The 15,346-nt window shown below is 59.8% G+C and carries 18 protein-coding genes and 1 tRNA gene; 2 read left to right on the top strand and 17 right to left on the bottom strand.

All coding sequences use genetic code 11. From position 1 onward, the window contains the following. Nucleotides 1–37: 37 nt before the first annotated feature. From iscX to trmJ, 10 genes are all read right to left on the bottom strand, one after another. Complete coding sequence (gene iscX / locus BM110_RS17115; RefSeq protein ID WP_016977667.1) at nt 38–238, bottom strand: Fe-S cluster assembly protein IscX; 201 nt, start codon at nt 236–238, stop codon at nt 38–40. 14 nt (nt 239–252) lie between these two features. Next, nucleotides 253–594: an ISC system 2Fe-2S type ferredoxin gene (fdx, locus tag BM110_RS17110; protein WP_003175958.1), complete on the bottom strand. Its 342-nt coding sequence runs from the start codon at nt 592–594 to the stop codon at nt 253–255. 3 nt (nt 595–597) lie between these two features. Further along, nucleotides 598–2,460, bottom strand: coding sequence for a Fe-S protein assembly chaperone HscA (gene hscA, locus BM110_RS17105; RefSeq protein WP_092249218.1), 1,863 nt, complete (start codon nt 2,458–2,460; stop codon nt 598–600). 53 nt (nt 2,461–2,513) lie between these two features. Then, nucleotides 2,514–3,035, bottom strand: coding sequence for a co-chaperone HscB (gene hscB, locus BM110_RS17100; RefSeq protein ID WP_028617850.1), 522 nt, complete (start codon nt 3,033–3,035; stop codon nt 2,514–2,516). A gap of 8 nt (nt 3,036–3,043) precedes the next feature. Then, on the bottom strand, nt 3,044–3,367 hold the full coding sequence (iscA, locus tag BM110_RS17095; protein WP_003175963.1) for an iron-sulfur cluster assembly protein IscA: 324 nt from the start codon (nt 3,365–3,367) through the stop codon (nt 3,044–3,046). Nucleotides 3,368–3,395: 28 nt separating this feature from the next. Then, nucleotides 3,396–3,782, bottom strand: coding sequence for a Fe-S cluster assembly scaffold IscU (iscU, locus tag BM110_RS17090; RefSeq protein WP_028617851.1), 387 nt, complete (start codon nt 3,780–3,782; stop codon nt 3,396–3,398). A gap of 99 nt (nt 3,783–3,881) precedes the next feature. Next, entirely contained in the window at nt 3,882–5,096 is a 1,215-nt protein-coding gene (locus BM110_RS17085; protein WP_058423378.1) for an IscS subfamily cysteine desulfurase, read from the bottom strand. Between the two features lie 50 nt (nt 5,097–5,146). Then, complete coding sequence (gene iscR, locus BM110_RS17080) at nt 5,147–5,638, bottom strand: Fe-S cluster assembly transcriptional regulator IscR (RefSeq protein WP_003194020.1); 492 nt, start codon at nt 5,636–5,638, stop codon at nt 5,147–5,149. A gap of 285 nt (nt 5,639–5,923) precedes the next feature. Next, complete coding sequence (cysE, locus tag BM110_RS17075) at nt 5,924–6,706, bottom strand: serine O-acetyltransferase (RefSeq protein ID WP_093128400.1); 783 nt, start codon at nt 6,704–6,706, stop codon at nt 5,924–5,926. 2 nt (nt 6,707–6,708) lie between these two features. Continuing rightward, a complete protein-coding gene (trmJ, locus tag BM110_RS17070; RefSeq protein WP_092249224.1) occupies nt 6,709–7,479 on the bottom strand; it encodes a tRNA (cytosine(32)/uridine(32)-2'-O)-methyltransferase TrmJ in 771 nt (256 codons plus the stop codon). Between the two features lie 145 nt (nt 7,480–7,624). Here trmJ and suhB point away from each other — a divergent pair, with 145 nt between their 5' ends. Beyond that, on the top strand, nt 7,625–8,440 hold the full coding sequence (gene suhB / locus BM110_RS17065; RefSeq protein ID WP_003175971.1) for a type III secretion system regulator SuhB: 816 nt from the start codon (nt 7,625–7,627) through the stop codon (nt 8,438–8,440). 52 nt (nt 8,441–8,492) lie between these two features. Here the strand turns inward: suhB and BM110_RS17060 are convergent, their stop codons facing one another. From BM110_RS17060 to queA, 6 genes are all read right to left on the bottom strand, one after another. Beyond that, nucleotides 8,493–9,035, bottom strand: coding sequence for a glycine zipper 2TM domain-containing protein (locus BM110_RS17060; protein WP_092249227.1), 543 nt, complete (start codon nt 9,033–9,035; stop codon nt 8,493–8,495). Between the two features lie 123 nt (nt 9,036–9,158). Further along, nucleotides 9,159–10,073, bottom strand: a complete 915-nt coding sequence (secF, locus tag BM110_RS17055) for a protein translocase subunit SecF (RefSeq protein ID WP_071489244.1) — start codon at nt 10,071–10,073, stop codon at nt 9,159–9,161. 9 nt (nt 10,074–10,082) lie between these two features. Next, nucleotides 10,083–11,954 (bottom strand): protein translocase subunit SecD, encoded by a 1,872-nt coding sequence (gene secD, locus BM110_RS17050; protein WP_071489243.1) that lies wholly within the window; start codon nt 11,952–11,954, stop codon nt 10,083–10,085. Between the two features lie 62 nt (nt 11,955–12,016). Continuing rightward, the gene (yajC, locus tag BM110_RS17045) at nt 12,017–12,355 is read right to left on the bottom strand and encodes a preprotein translocase subunit YajC (RefSeq protein WP_003175975.1); all 339 of its coding nucleotides are present in this window, start codon (nt 12,353–12,355) and stop codon (nt 12,017–12,019) included. Between the two features lie 43 nt (nt 12,356–12,398). Next, nucleotides 12,399–13,514 (bottom strand): tRNA guanosine(34) transglycosylase Tgt, encoded by a 1,116-nt coding sequence (gene tgt / locus BM110_RS17040; protein WP_003175976.1) that lies wholly within the window; start codon nt 13,512–13,514, stop codon nt 12,399–12,401. 5 nt (nt 13,515–13,519) lie between these two features. Then, nucleotides 13,520–14,569: a tRNA preQ1(34) S-adenosylmethionine ribosyltransferase-isomerase QueA gene (gene queA, locus BM110_RS17035; protein WP_071489241.1), complete on the bottom strand. Its 1,050-nt coding sequence runs from the start codon at nt 14,567–14,569 to the stop codon at nt 13,520–13,522. Nucleotides 14,570–14,677: 108 nt separating this feature from the next. Here queA and BM110_RS17030 point away from each other — a divergent pair. Continuing rightward, nucleotides 14,678–14,762: transfer RNA gene (locus tag BM110_RS17030), tRNA-Leu, on the top strand. Between the two features lie 164 nt (nt 14,763–14,926). On the opposite strand, the gene BM110_RS17025 is transcribed toward BM110_RS17030, so the two are convergent. Continuing rightward, nucleotides 14,927–15,235: a DUF3077 domain-containing protein gene (locus BM110_RS17025; protein ID WP_093513875.1), complete on the bottom strand. Its 309-nt coding sequence runs from the start codon at nt 15,233–15,235 to the stop codon at nt 14,927–14,929. Nucleotides 15,236–15,346 lie beyond the last annotated feature (111 nt).

Below are 15,346 nucleotides of genomic sequence, written 5' to 3'. Positions count from 1 at the left end.
GGGTTATTGGGTATTGCCTAACTGCGTAAGGGAGGCGTCAGTCCTGTTCTTCTTTCCAGGCAGTCTGGATAGCCTCCAGGACCTTCTCACCACCGCGATCACGCTCATCTTCGAACCCTGGCAGCGCCATGACCATGTCACGCAAAGCTACAAAGTTCAGGGAGTAAGGATCCAGATCCGGGTTGGCGTCGGCCAACAGGATAGCGATCTCTTGCACATCAACCCATTTAAGACTCATGACACTTCCTTGAATCAATGCGGCGCTTCGGCTGCATGGTTGAGGGAATATTTCGGGATTTCGACGGTGATGTCTTCCGTGCCAACCTTTGCCTGACAGCTTAGGCGAGAAGTCGCTTCCAGGCCCCAGGCACGGTCAAGAAAGTCTTCTTCCAGCTCGTCTGCTTCTTCCAGGGAATTGAAACCCTCGCGGATGATGCAGTGACAGGTGGTGCAGGCGCAGACACCGCCGCAGGCACTTTCGATCTCGATGTGGTTGTCATGGGCAACTTCGAGGATGGACTTGCCGGTCTCAGCCTCCACGACCATACCGTCCGGGCAATGCTCGGCGTGTGGCAGAAAAATGACCTGCGGCATTGATTATTCCTCGATTTCATTCAGGTTGCGCCCGGCCAGTGCGGCTTTCACCGTCTGATCCATGCGGCGGGCGGCAAAGGCATCTGTCACTTGCGACAGGCGCTTGGTCTGTTGCTCGATAGCGTAGCCATCGTTGCCTTTCATCAGCTCGGCCAGTTCCTGCATCTGCAGGTCAATGACCATGCGCTCTTCGGCATCCAGCAGGCGCTCGCCGTCGGCATCAAGGGCACCCTGCACCGCTTCGAGCAGGCGCTGGGCATCCACTTGTTGCTCGCGCAGCACGCGAGCGACCTTGTCGTCACCGGCATACTGGAACGAGTCCTTGAGCATCTTGGCGATTTCGCCGTCGGTCAGGCCGTAGGACGGCTTGACCTGGATGCTGGCTTCAACACCCGAACCCAACTCACGCGCAGCGACGTTGAGCAGGCCGTCGGCGTCGACCTGGAAGGTCACGCGAATCTTTGCCGCGCCAGCCACCATCGCCGGAATGCCGCGCAATTCGAAGCGCGCCAGGGAGCGGCAGTCACTGATCAGCTCGCGCTCGCCTTGCAGCACATGGATCATCATGGCCGTCTGGCCATCTTTGTAAGTGGTGAAATCCTGGGCACGGGCGACGGGGATGGTGGTGTTGCGTGGTATCACCTTCTCCATCAGCCCCCCCATGGTTTCCAGCCCCAGGGACAGCGGGATCACGTCGAGCAGCAGCAGTTCGCCACCATCGCGCTTATTACCGGCCAGGGTGTCTGCCTGGATCGCGGCGCCGATGGCGACCACCTGGTCCGGATCGATTTCAGTCAGCGGCTGGCGGCCAAAGGCTTCGGCGACGGCTTCACGCACGCGTGGTACGCGGGTGGAACCACCGACCATGACCACTGCACCCACGTCCTCCAGTTCGATACCGGAATCACGTACGGCACGGCGGCAGGCTTTCAGGCTGCGGGCGACCATAGGCTCGATCAGCGCATCGAAGGCTTCGCGCGTCAGCTGAGCTGACCAAGTGCCGTAGGAAACTTCAACGCTTGCCGCATTGGTCAGCGCTTCCTTGGCCGCGCAAGCGGTCTGCAGCAGGTTGCGCTGCGCGCCCGGGTCCAGGTCGGCAGACAAGCCGGCGCTGGCGATGATCCAACCCGCAATGGCGTGGTCGAAGTCGTCGCCGCCCAGGGCGCTGTCGCCACCAGTGGCCAGCACTTCGAAGACGCCACCGGTCAGGCGCAAAATCGATATATCAAAGGTGCCACCGCCCAGGTCGTAAATGGCAACCAGGCCTTCGGCATGCTGGTCCAGGCCATAGGCCACGGCTGCAGCGGTCGGCTCATTGAGCAGGCGCAGCACGTTCAGGCCGGCAAGTTTGGCCGCATCCTTGGTAGCTTGGCGCTGGGCATCATCGAAATAAGCGGGAACGGTGATCACCGCGCCGACCAGTTCGCCGCCCAGGGTCTTTTCCGCGCGCTGACGCAGTACCTTGAGGATATCGGCCGACACTTCCACAGGGCTTTTCGGGCCTTGGACGGTGTCGATGAACGGCATATGGGATTCGCCACCGACAAAGCGGTACGGCAACTGGTCGCCCAATTGCTTGACGTCGGACAGACCACGACCCATCAAGCGCTTGACCGACAGTACGGTATTCAAAGGGTCGGAAGACGCCGCCAGCTTGGCCGACTCACCCACTTCGGTACGATCAACGTGATAGCGCACGGCAGAGGGCAGGATCACCTGGCCATCAGCGTCCGGCAGCGGCTCGGACAGGCCGCTGCGCAAGGCAGCAACCAGGGAATTGGTGGTGCCCAGGTCAATCCCGACCGCCAGGCGACGCTGGTGCGGTTGAGGGCTTTGGCCGGGTTCGGCGATTTGCAGTAGGGCCATGGTAATCAGGTCTTATCTGTCTATCAGGCGTGCATCACGGGCAGCACACGGGGTTAATCGTCGAGGCGCTCTTCTAGCTGGCGCACTTCGTAGGTGAGCTTGTCGAGGAACTGCATGCGCCGCATCAGGCGTTCGGCCTGCTCACGTTGCGCTGCATCATCCCAACAGGCTGCGAAGCTTTCGTTGAGCTCATCCTGGGCGGTTTTCAGACGACGCTTGAAGACTGCAACACCAGCCAGATCGGCCTCGTCCTGCAAGTCTTCGAGTTCTTCGCGCCACTGCATCTGCTGCATCAGGAAGTCCGGATCATGCACGGTCACTTCCAGCGGCAACTCGCCACCGTTCATCGCGAGCAGGTAGCGCGCGCGTTTCGGGGGGCTTTTGAGCGTCTGATAGGCTTCGTTGAGGCTGGCCGATTGCTCCAGCGCCAGGCGCTGCTCACGCTCGGAAGCGTCAGCGAAGCGGTCCGGGTGCACGCCACGCGCCAGTTCTCGGTAGCGCGTGGCAAGCTGCTCAAGGTCAAGCCGAAAGCTCGGCTGCAGCTCGAATAAAGCGAAATGACAAGGAGTACCCACGAATAGCCTCAGATGTTGAAGCTTTCGCCGCAGCCACATTCACCGCGTACGTTGGGGTTGTTGAACTTGAAGCCTTCGTTCAACCCTTCCTTGACGAAATCGAGTTCGGTGCCGTCCAGGTAGGTCAGGCTCTTGGGGTCGATAATCACTTTCTCGCCGTGACTTTCGAACACCTGGTCTTCCGCAACCACCTCGTCGACAAACTCCAGCACGTAGGCAAGGCCGGAACAGCCCGTGGTGCGAACACCCAGACGAATCCCCTCACCTTTACCGCGCCCATTCAGGGAGCGGCGAATGTGCTGCGCAGCCGCTTCTGTCATGCTGATAGCCATCGTTGACTCCTTACTCGTCGCCAAATGCTTAGATCAAGCCTTTCTTCTGCTTGTAGTCGCGAACGGCCGCCTTGATGGCGTCTTCTGCGAGTACCGAGCAGTGGATTTTCACGGGCGGCAGGGCCAGTTCTTCGGCCAGCTGGGTGTTGCTGATAGTGACAGCCTCATCCAGGGTCTTGCCTTTCATCCATTCGGTCGCCAGGGAGCTGGAGGCGATAGCCGAACCGCAACCGTAGGTCTTGAACTTGGCGTCTTCGATAACGCCAGCGTCGTTGACCTTGATCTGCAGGCGCATCACATCGCCGCACGCCGGAGCGCCGACCATGCCGGTGCCGACATCAGGATCTTCCGCATCCATCTTGCCGACGTTGCGCGGGTTTTCGTAGTGGTCGATGACCTTTTCGCTGTAAGCCATGGTACTGAATCCTCACTCATCAGGGCCGCTCTGGAACCCTGTAGAAACGCCTGCGTTTTCCGCCACGTTCCTACAGAGCTGGGGTGGCGGCTTCTATAGTTAGTGTGCCGCCCACTCGATCTTGGAAATATCGACACCGTCTTTGTACATGTCCCACAGCGGCGACAGGACGCGCAGCTTGTTGACGGCCTCGCAGACTTTCTGCGCGGCGTAGTCGACTTGCTCTTCGGTGGTGAAGCGGCCGAACGTAAAGCGGATCGAGCTGTGTGCCAGTTCGTCGTTGCGGCCCAGGGCGCGCAGTACGTACGAAGGCTCAAGGGACGCGGAAGTGCAGGCCGAACCGGACGAAACCGCCAGGTCCTTGAGCGCCATGATCAGCGACTCGCCTTCGACGTAGTTGAAGCTCAAATTCAGGTTGTGCGGTACGCGGGCGGTCATGCTGCCGTTGATGTACAGCTCTTCAAGGCCTTCGACCTGCTTGTAGAAGCGGTCGCTCAGCGCTTTGATGCGCACGTTTTCGGCAGCCATGTCTTCCTTGGCCACGCGGAAGGCTTCGCCCATGCCGACGATCTGGTGGGTCGCCAGGGTGCCCGAACGCATGCCGCGCTCGTGACCGCCGCCGTGCATGGTGGCTTCGATGCGCACACGTGGCTTGCGGCTCACGTACAGGGCGCCGATGCCTTTGGGGCCGTAGGTCTTGTGGGCCGAGAACGACATCAGGTCGACTTTCAGTTTCGACAGGTCGATGTCGACCTTGCCGGTGGACTGTGCAGCGTCGACGTGCAGCAGGATGCCCTTGGAACGGGTCAGCTCGCCGATGGCCGCGATGTCGTTGATGGTGCCGATTTCGTTGTTCACGTGGATCACGGAAACCAGGATGGTGTCTTCACGCAGCGCGGCTTCGATCATGGCCGGGGTGACGATACCGTCGGTGGTCGGCTCGAGGTAGGTGACCTCGAAACCTTCACGCTCCAGTTGGCGCATGGTGTCGAGGACAGCCTTGTGCTCAATCTTGGTGGTGATCAGGTGCTTGCCTTTGGTCGCGTAGAAATGCGCCGCGCCCTTGATAGCCAGGTTGTCGGACTCGGTGGCACCGGAGGTCCAGACGATTTCACGCGGGTCTGCACCCACCAGGTCAGCCACTTGGCGACGAGCGTTCTCGACCGCTTCCTCGGCCTTCCAGCCGAACACGTGGGAACGGGAGGCCGGGTTGCCGAAGTTTCCGTCAACCAGCAGGCATTCGCTCATCTTTTGCGCGACACGCGGATCAACCGGGGTGGTCGCTGAGTAATCAAGGTAAATCGGCAATTTCATGGACTTTCTCCTAAATCAGGCTGGCTGGCGCGCCGTTAGCTCTTCGGCTGTCACTCGACGGCGGACGCTTCGATCTTGTCCAGACGCGGCGCCTTGGTGTTGCAACGGCGCTGGTCCTGACGCTGGGCTACTTCTTGCACCTCACGGCGAGTCACAAGATCAGCCAAGCTGATACCACTCAAAAACTCATGGATCTGCAGGCTCAAGTCACACCACAAGTGGTGCGTGAGGCAGGTGTCGCCGGCGTGGCAATCACCCAGCCCCTGGCATTTGGTGGCGTCGACGGATTCGTTGACCGCGTCGATCACCTGGGCGACCTGAATGCCCTGCATGTCGCGGGACAACTGATAGCCACCACCCGGCCCACGCACACTGGAAACCAGGTTGCTGCGACGCAATTTGGCGAACAGTTGCTCGAGGTAGGACAGGGAAATGCCTTGGCGCTCAGAGATATCGGCCAGGGACACCGGCCCAGTTTGCGCGTGCAAAGCCAAGTCGAGCATGGCGGTCACCGCGTATCGGCCTTTTGTAGTCAGTCTCATGGACAAGTACCAAGGTGTTTCAGAATGGGAGCAAGTATGCGATTCCCGAGTATTTAAGTCAACTATAAGACCTAGTACTTTAGTCAGGATTACCCGTAAAAAGGGCGCGCGAATCATAGCAGGATGGGTCGACGACGAACAGCGAGAACAGGGGCGGATGGAGATCGCTGGATCAACGGAGACCAAAATGTGAGAGGGGGCTTGCTCCCGATAGCGGTGTACCAGCCACGAAAGTGGTGAATGACACATTGTTATCGGGGGCAAGCCCCCTCCCACAGAAAGGTCTCAGCCGGCCTTGGACGCAGCCTCGTCCTTGATCTCGGCGAAGTCTTCTTCGCGCAACTCAGGCAGATCTTTCGCACAGTAAGGGCTGCCCAGATCCTTCAGCGCACCGCACATACCCTCCAACTTGCCGTCAACCGCCTGCAGATGGTCGAGCAACTGGCCGATAGCACGCGCCACCGGGTCCGGCATGTCCTCGCTGACACCATAAGCATCGAAACCGATCTTCTCGGCCATGGCCTTGCGCTTGGCCTCCTGCTCATCGCCGACTTCCGGCTTGACGATGATCCGGCCTGGAATACCGACTACGGTCGCTCCCGGCGGTACGGCCTTGGTCACGACAGCATTGGAACCGACCTTGGCGCCCGCCCCGACAGTGAACGGACCGAGCACCTTGGCGCCCGCCCCTACCACCACGCCATCACCCAGCGTCGGGTGGCGCTTGCCTTTGTTCCAACTGGTGCCGCCCAGGGTCACGCCCTGATAAAGGGTGACGTCATCACCAATTTCGGCGGTCTCGCCAATCACGATGCCCATGCCATGGTCGATAAAGAAACGGCGCCCGACTTTGGCGCCCGGGTGAATCTCGATCCCGGTCAACCAACGACCGAAGTTCGACACCAGCCGCGCCAGCCATTTCCAGCCCATGCCCCACAGGGCACCGGACAAGCGGTGAATCCAGATGGCGTGCATGCCCGGGTAGCAGGTCAGCACTTCAAAGGCGTTGCGCGCCGCCGGGTCACGGTGGAAAACACTCTGGATATCTTCTCGCAGACGCTCGAACATTTTTAATCCTTCCGCTTAAGAAGCTCGCCACGGGCCGCTTTCTGGGTTTCCGTGAGGATGCCACGCAATATATTCATTTCCGCCCGGCTGACCGAGCTGCGTCCGTAAAGGCGACGCAGGCGCGCCATCAAGTGCCGTGGTTTTTCCGGATCGAGGAATTCGATGGCCACCAGGGTTTGCTCCAGGTGCTCATAAAACCGTTCCAGCTCGTCCATAGTGGCCAGTTCGCCGCTTTTGGTCGAGGCAACCTCGTCCTTCTCTACCTTGCTCGGCTGGCCAGCAGCGGCCAGCCAGGCCATGCGCACTTCGTAAGTCAACACCTGCACCGCTGCCCCGAGGTTCAGCGAGCTGAACTCGGGGTCTGATGGGATGTGCACGTGGTAATGACATCGCTGCAGCTCTTCATTGGTCAGGCCGGAGTCTTCACGACCAAACACCAAGGCGATTTCAGCACCACCAGCGGCCTCTTCCACCACCTTGGTGCCGCACTCACGCGGATCCAGCAGTGGCCAGGGGATGCGACGGTCACGGGCGCTGGTGCCAAGCACCAGGTTGCAGCCGACCAAGGCGTCTTCCAAGGTGGCGACGACCTGGGCTTTTTCAAGCAGGTCATTGGCGCCGGATGCACGGGCATCGGCCTCGTGATGCGGGAACACGCGCGGGTCGACCAGCACCAGGCGCGTCAGCCCCATGTTTTTCATGGCTCGCGCCACCCCGCCGATGTTGCCGGGATGACTGGTATTGACCAGGACGACACGAATGTTTTGCAGCAAGGGAGGCGCTCTCGGACACGGGAAAGGGGAGCAAATCTTACAGAACAGCCTAAGGTTATGCCATGAAAGCTAACGTCGTCCTTCACCTGAAGAAAGTTTCTGCTAGAATGCTCGGCTTTCTTTAACAACCTTAGGTGACACATCCATGCAGCCCATGCTGAATATCGCGCTGCGCGCCGCCCGCAGCGCCAGTGAATTGATCTTCCGCTCCATCGAGCGCCTGGATACCATCAAGGTCGACGAAAAAGACGCCAAGGATTACGTATCCGAGGTTGATCGCGCCGCCGAACAGAAAATCATCGACGCCCTGCGCAAGGCCTACCCTACCCACGGCATCCTCGGTGAAGAAACCGGCCTGCACAAAGGCAGCGGTGAAGGCGAAGACTACCTGTGGATCATCGACCCACTGGATGGCACCACCAACTTCCTGCGCGGCATCCCACACTTTGCCGTGAGCATCGCGTGCAAATACCGTGGCCGCCTGGAACACGCCGTTGTACTCGACCCAGTCCGCCAGGAAGAATTCACCGCCAGCCGTGGCCGTGGCGCCCAGTTGAACGGTCGTCGCCTGCGCGTCAGCGGCCGCACCAGTCTGGACGGCGCCCTGCTGGGTACCGGCTTCCCGTTCCGTGACGACCAGATGGACAACCTGGAAAACTACCTGGGCATGTTCCGCGCCCTGGTTGGCCAGACCGCTGGTATTCGCCGCGCTGGCGCAGCAAGCCTGGACCTGGCTTATGTGGCCGCCGGTCGTTTTGATGCGTTCTGGGAGTCGGGCCTGTCCGAGTGGGACATGGCTGCGGGTGCCCTGCTGATCCAGGAAGCAGGCGGCTTGGTGAGCGACTTCACCGGTGGCCACGACTTCCTTGAAAAAGGCCACGTGGTTGCCGGCAACACCAAATGCTTCAAGGCAGTACTGACGGCGATCCAGCCGCACCTGCCGGCTTCGCTGAAGCGTTAAGCGAGCGAGCACAAAAAAAGCACCCCAAGGGGTGCTTTTTTTATGCCTGGGATTATTGCTGATTCTGACCCAGGATCAGACGACCTTCTTTGTCGACCGGGATCTGGCCACCTGGATCACGATCCATACGCACGGTGCCTTCCTTGCCATCCAGGTTGTAACGCACGTCATAGCCGACCACCTTGTCGCTGATGTCGTTGACGGTGTTACAGCGGGTTTGCGTGGTGGTGTAGGTATCGCGGTTCTGCATACCTTCCTGAACCTTGTTACCGGCGTAACCGCCACCCACCGCACCGGCTACCGTAGCCAGCTTCTTGCCATTACCGCCACCGACCTGGTTGCCGAGCAGGCCACCGGCCAGTGCACCTACCACAGTGCCGACGATCTGATGCTGATCCTGCACCGGCTTCTGCCGGGTCACGGCGACGTCCTTGCAGACCTCGCGCGGGGTTTTTATCTGGGTTTTCACCGGCTGCACTGCCAGCACTTGCGCATACTCAGGGCCGCTTTTTACCAGGCTGTAGGTGGCAACAGCACCCCCGGCAGTCACACCGACAGCACCCAATACCGCACCAACCAGTAACGACTTGTTCACGTGAACCTCCTGACCATCACAAACGGATCGAAAGATCCGCGCTATACCCAGCCTTGGAGCAAAAAAAAAGGCACGAGTTCAATACTCGTGCCTTCTTTGTAACAGCAGATCAACAAGCGCCCATCAAGGACGGTCGTCGACCTCCTTGCCAGTGCTGGCCGGAGGGATCAGGTCTTCGCTGTTGAGGTTCAGCCAGATCAGCACCACGTTGGCGATGTAGATCGAGGAATAGGTACCCGCCAGTACGCCGATGAACAGCGCCAGGGAGAAGCCCCACAGGTTGTCGCCACCGAAGATCATCAGCGCCGCAATCGCCAGCAGCGTGGAGATCGACGTCGCCATGGTGCGCAGCAGGGTCTGGGTGGTGGAGACGTTGATGTTCTCGATCAGCGACGCCTTGCGCAGTACGCGGAAGTTCTCACGAACCCGGTCGAATACCACGATGGTGTCGTTGAGCGAGTAACCGATGATAGCCAGCACAGCCGCCAGTACGGTCAGGTCGAAGGTCACCTGGAAGTACGCCAGAATACCCACGGTCACGATCACGTCGTGGATCAGCGACACAATCGCGCCGACACCGAACTTCCACTGAAAGCGGAACGCCAGGTAGATCATGATGCCGACCAGCGCCATCAGCATGCCGAGGCCGCCCTGGTCGCGCAGTTCTTCACCGACTTGCGGGCCGACGAACTCGACGCGCTTGACCGATGCCGGGTTGTCGCCGCCGACCTTCTGCAAGGCCTCCGCCACCTGGTGACCCAGTTGCGGGTCTTCGCCCGGCATGCGCACCAGCAGGTCGGTGGTCGCACCGAAGCTCTGCACGACGGCTTCGTGATAGCCGGCCTTGACCAGCTCGTTGCGCACCAGGGTAACGTCGGCAGGCTTCTCGTAGGTCAGCTCGATGAGCGTACCGCCGGTAAAGTCCAGACCGTAGTTCAGGCCCTTATGGAACCAGCTGAACAACGCCAGAACGGTAAGGAGCACGGTGACGCCGAACGCAACGTTGCGAACGCCCATGAAGTTGATTGTACGTAACATGGCAGCCCCTTAAATCCACAACTTCTTGAAGTCACGCCCGCCAAAGATCAGGTTGACCATTGCGCGGGTCACCATGATGGCCGTGAACATCGAGGTAAAGATACCGAGGGACATGGTCACCGCAAAACCTTTGACCGGGCCGGTGCCCATGGCAAAGAGAATCCCGCCGACCAGCAACGTGGTCAGGTTGGAGTCGAGAATCGCCGTAAATGCCCGGCCGAAGCCTTCGTTGATTGCACGCTGTACGGTCATGCCTGCCGCGATCTCTTCACGGATCCGCGAGAAGATCAGTACGTTGGCGTCTACCGCCATACCCATGGTGAGTACGATACCGGCGATACCTGGCAGGGTCAGTGTAGCGCCCAGCAGCGACATCAGGGCCAGCAGCATCACCATGTTGCCCGCCAGGGCCACGGTGGCGATGATGCCGAAGAAGCGATAGATGGCGATGATGAACAGCGACACGAACAGCATGCCCCACAAGGCTGCATCGATACCCTTGGTGATGTTGTCGGCACCCAGGCTCGGGCCGATGGTACGCTCTTCAGCGAAGTACATCGGCGCCGCCAGGCCACCGGCACGCAGCAACAGGGCCAGCTCAGACGATTCACCCTGGCCGTTCAGGCCGGTGATACGGAATTGAGCACCCAGTGGCGACTGGATGGTCGCCAGGCTGATGATCTTCTTCTCTTCCTTGAAGGTCTGGACCGGTACGTCTTTCTCGACGCCGTCGACCATTTGCTTGGTGTAAGTGGTGACCGGGCGCTGCTCGATGAAGATCACCGCCATGCTGCGACCGACGTTGCTGCGCGTGGCGCGGCTCATCAGGTCGCCGCCATGGCCATCCAGGCGGATGTTCACTTCAGGCGTACCGTGCTGCGAATCGAAACCGGCCTTGGCATCGGTGACCTGGTCACCGGTGATGATCAAGCCACGCTCGATCAATGCAGGAGGACGGTTACCTTCGCGGAATTCGAACTCTTCGGCCGTGGCGCGGGTAGCACCCGGCTCAGCCGCCAGACGGAATTCCAGGTTGGCGGTCTTGCCCAGGATACGCTTGGCTTCAGCCGTGTCCTGTACACCTGGCAGCTCAACCACGATGCGGTTGGCGCCCTGGCGCTGAACGATCGGCTCGGCCACACCCAGTTCGTTGACCCGGTTACGCACCGTGGTCAAGTTCTGCTTGATGGAGTACTCACGGATTTCCGCGATCTTGGCTGGCGTCATCGCCAGACGCAGTACAGGCTGACCATTGAGGTCGGCCGGTACGATATCGAAATCGTTGAAGTTCTTGCGCACCAGCGCACGGGCCTGTTCGCGGGATGCTTCGTCAGAGAAGCCCAGCTGGATGGCGCCGTTGATCTGCGGCAGGCTGCGATAACGCAACTTCTCTTTGCGCAGCAGGCTCTTCACATCGCCTTCGTAGACTTTCAGGCGCGCGTCGAGGGCTTTGTCCATGTCGACTTCCAGCAGGAAGTGCACGCCACCGGACAAGTCCAGGCCCAGCTTCATCGGGTGCGCGCCAATGCTGCGCAGCCATTGTGGCGTGGTCTGTGCCAGGTTGAGCGCGACCACATAGTCGTCACCCATGGCCTTGCGCACGACATCCTTGGCCGGCAATTGGTCTTCTGCCTTGGTCAGGCGCAGCAAACCGCCTTTCGCACCAGCTGCCAACGTTGCCGCCTTGACCTGGATACCCGCGTCGTTGAGCGCTTTGCTCGCGCGTTCCAGATCAGCCTGATTGACCTGCAGCGAAGTGCTGGCGCCAGTGATCTGGATCGCCGGGTCATCAGGATAGAGATTGGGAGCGGAATAAATAAAACCGATCGCCAGCACCGCCAGGATCAGTACGTATTTCCACAGAGGGTATTTGTTCAGCATCACGCCGCCCGCTTATAACGCGGGGCGCCTTGCGCGCCCCGTCGATTGGTAAAGGTTGTTACTCAGATCGCTTTGAGCGTGCCTTTTGGCAGCGTGGCGGCGATGGCGCCCTTCTGGAACTTCATTTCTACGGTGTCGGAAACTTCCAGGACCACGAAAGCATCGGAAACCTTGGTGATCTTGCCGGCGATGCCGCCAGTGGTCACCACTTCGTCGCCTTTTTGCAGGCTGCCGAGCAGGTTTTTCTGCTCTTTGGCGCGCTTGGCCTGTGGACGCCAGATCATCAGGTAGAAGATGACCAGGAAGCCGACCAGGAAAATCCACTCGAAACCACCGCCCATAGGACCGGCAGCGGCAGGCGCAGCGGCATCAGCCATGGCGTTAGAGATAAAAAAGCTCATTTAGCACTCCAGTTGCAAATAGTGAATCTTAGGGTCGGAAAACTCAGTCCAAGGGCGGCACAGGGAGCCCGCGCTTGGCATAGAAGGCATCGACGAAGGCGGCCAATGTACCCTGTTGAATAGCCTCGCGCAAACCAGCCATCAGGACTTGGTAGTGACGCAAATTGTGGATGGTATTCAACATGCTACCCAGCATTTCCCCGCACTTGTCCAGATGGTGCAGATAAGCACGGGAGAAGTTCTGGCAGGTGTAGCAGTCACAGGTGGGATCCAGCGGCGAATCATCATGGCGATGGAACGCGTTACGGATCTTCAGCACGCCTGTATCGATGAACAGATGCCCATTGCGGGCATTACGGGTTGGCATCACGCAATCGAACATGTCCACACCGCGGCGCACACCCTCTACGAGATCTTCCGGTTTGCCAACGCCCATAAGGTAACGAGGTTTGTCAGCGGGCATCAGGCCCGGCAGGTAATCCAGCACCTTGATCATCTCGTGCTTGGGCTCGCCCACCGACAGACCGCCGATGGCCAGGCCGTCAAAGCCGATCTTGTCGAGGCCTTCCAGCGAGCGCTTGCGCAGGCTTTCATGCATGCCGCCCTGGACGATCCCGAACAGCGCCGCCGTATTGTCGCCATGGGCGTTCTTCGAGCGCTGGGCCCAACGCAGCGACAACTCCATGGAAATCCGCGCGACATCTTCGTCTGCCGGGTACGGCGTGCACTCGTCGAAAATCATCACGATGTCGGAACCCAGGTCGCGCTGCACCTGCATCGACTCTTCCGGGCCCATGAACACTTTGGAACCGTCAACCGGCGAGGCGAAGGTCACGCCCTCTTCCTTGATCTTGCGCATGGCGCCCAGGCTAAACACCTGGAAACCACCCGAGTCGGTCAGGATCGGGCCCTGCCACTTCATGAAGTCATGCAGGTCGCCGTGCTTCTTGATCACTTCCGTGCCCGGGCGCAGCCACAGGTGGAAGGTGTTGCCGAGGATGATCTCGGCGCCGGTGGCGACGATGTCACGCGGCAGCATGCCCTTGACGGTGCCGTAGGTGCCCACGGGCATGAAGGCCGGGGTCTCGACGGTGCCGCGCGGGAAAGTCAGGCGACCACGACGGGCTTTACCGTCGGTGGCGAGCAATTCAAACGACATACGACTCATAGTTGTTCCTCTGGGCCGCGTGGCGCCGGGTTACGGGTGATAAACATCGCATCACCGTAGCTGAAAAAACGGTACCCATTGTCGATGGCGGCTTGATAAGCGGCCATGGTCTCGGGGTAACCGGCAAATGCCGACACCAGCATCAACAGCGTGGATTCCGGCAAATGGAAGTTGGTGACCAGGCAATCGACCACATGGAACGGCCGACCTGGGTAGATAAAGATATCGGTATCGCCGCTGAACGGCTTGAGCACGCCATCACGCGCCGCACTCTCCAGGGAGCGCACGCTGGTGGTGCCGACCGCGATCACCCGCCCGCCACGCGCCTTGCACGCAGCCACGGCATCCACGACGTCCTGGCTGACTTCCAGCCATTCGCTGTGCATATGGTGGTCTTCGATGTTATCCACACGCACCGGCTGAAACGTCCCGGCCCCCACGTGCAGGGTCACATAGGCGGTCTCGACGCCCTTGGCCGCAATCGCATCCAGCAGCGGCTGGTCGAAATGCAACCCGGCCGTCGGCGCGGCAACGGCGCCCAGGCGTTGGGAGTACACCGTCTGATAGCGCTCGCGGTCCGAGTCCTCGTCGGGGCGGTCTATATAAGGAGGCAACGGCATATGGCCGACACGCTCCAGCAGCGGCAACACCTCTTCGGCGAACTTGAGCTCGAACAGCGCATCATGGCGCGCCACCATCTCGGCTTCGCCACCGCCGTCAATGAGGATGGAAGAGCCCGGTTTCGGCGACTTGCTGGAGCGCACATGGGCCAGCACGCGATGGCTGTCCAGCACCCGCTCCACCAGGATTTCCAGCTTGCCGCCAGAGGCTTTCTGGCCAAACAGCCGCGCCGGAATCACCCGGGTATTGTTGAACACCATCAAGTCGCCTGGGCGCAAATGCTCAAGCAAATCAGTGAATTGACGGTGTGCGAGGGCACCGCTCACCCCGTCCAGGGTCAGCAGTCGACTGGCGCGACGCTCGGCCAAAGGGTGGCGAGCGATCAGCGAATCAGGGAGCTCAAAAGTAAAGTCAGCAACGCGCATGATGGGGTTCGTCTAGCAGGGCCGGGAAGTCTAGCGGAAATAGTCAAAATTGACCATGAAACGTGATTGACCAACGGTAATCACCTCTCTATACTTCGCCGCCATTGAGCCCTGATGGCGGAATTGGTAGACGCGGCGGATTCAAAATCCGTTTTCGAAAGGAGTGGGAGTTCGAGTCTCCCTCGGGGCACCATCTTAAAAAAAGACCTTGAAATTCAAGGTCTTTTTTTTCGCCTGTAGAAAAGTGGCACCAGCGGATTCATCCCCCACCGCCCACTTCCAACCTGAAACACAGTCCAAATGTGGGAGCTGGCTTGCCTGCGATTGCGGCAGCCCCAACACCGTCAAACCACCTGCCTATACCTCAACCGAATCCCCCTCCTCCGCCACCCTATTCGGCAACATCCCATTCGCCAAATCATCCACCACCGCCTTCGCCATCTCCCCCAAATAATGCGCCGCCCAGGCATAGCGATCTGCGCCTTTGTCCATGGCTGCATCCAATGCCAGCATTTTTGAACAATGGAGAAGCTCGGAGGCATGCTCAAGGGCATCGCGAATGGGTACGCCGGAATTGACGCGGAATAGGTGGTGGAGGCTGGGCTGTTTGCCGCAGTTGGAGAAGGTGATGACGCCGAGGTTTTTGTTGAGAGGTGGGTTGATCATTGGGCACCTCCCAAGTGGGCGGAGGTGTGGGTTGTGGGATTGCGAGGGTACGACCTATCAGAAACGCTCATTGCTCAAGCTCCTAATGTAGAGAGCTACCACGTTCGTTTC

The organism is Pseudomonas sp. NFPP28, from assembly GCF_900115535.1.
GTDB lineage: Bacteria > Pseudomonadota > Gammaproteobacteria > Pseudomonadales > Pseudomonadaceae > Aquipseudomonas > Aquipseudomonas extremorientalis.
This window is presented reverse-complemented; position numbering and strand designations above follow the sequence as displayed.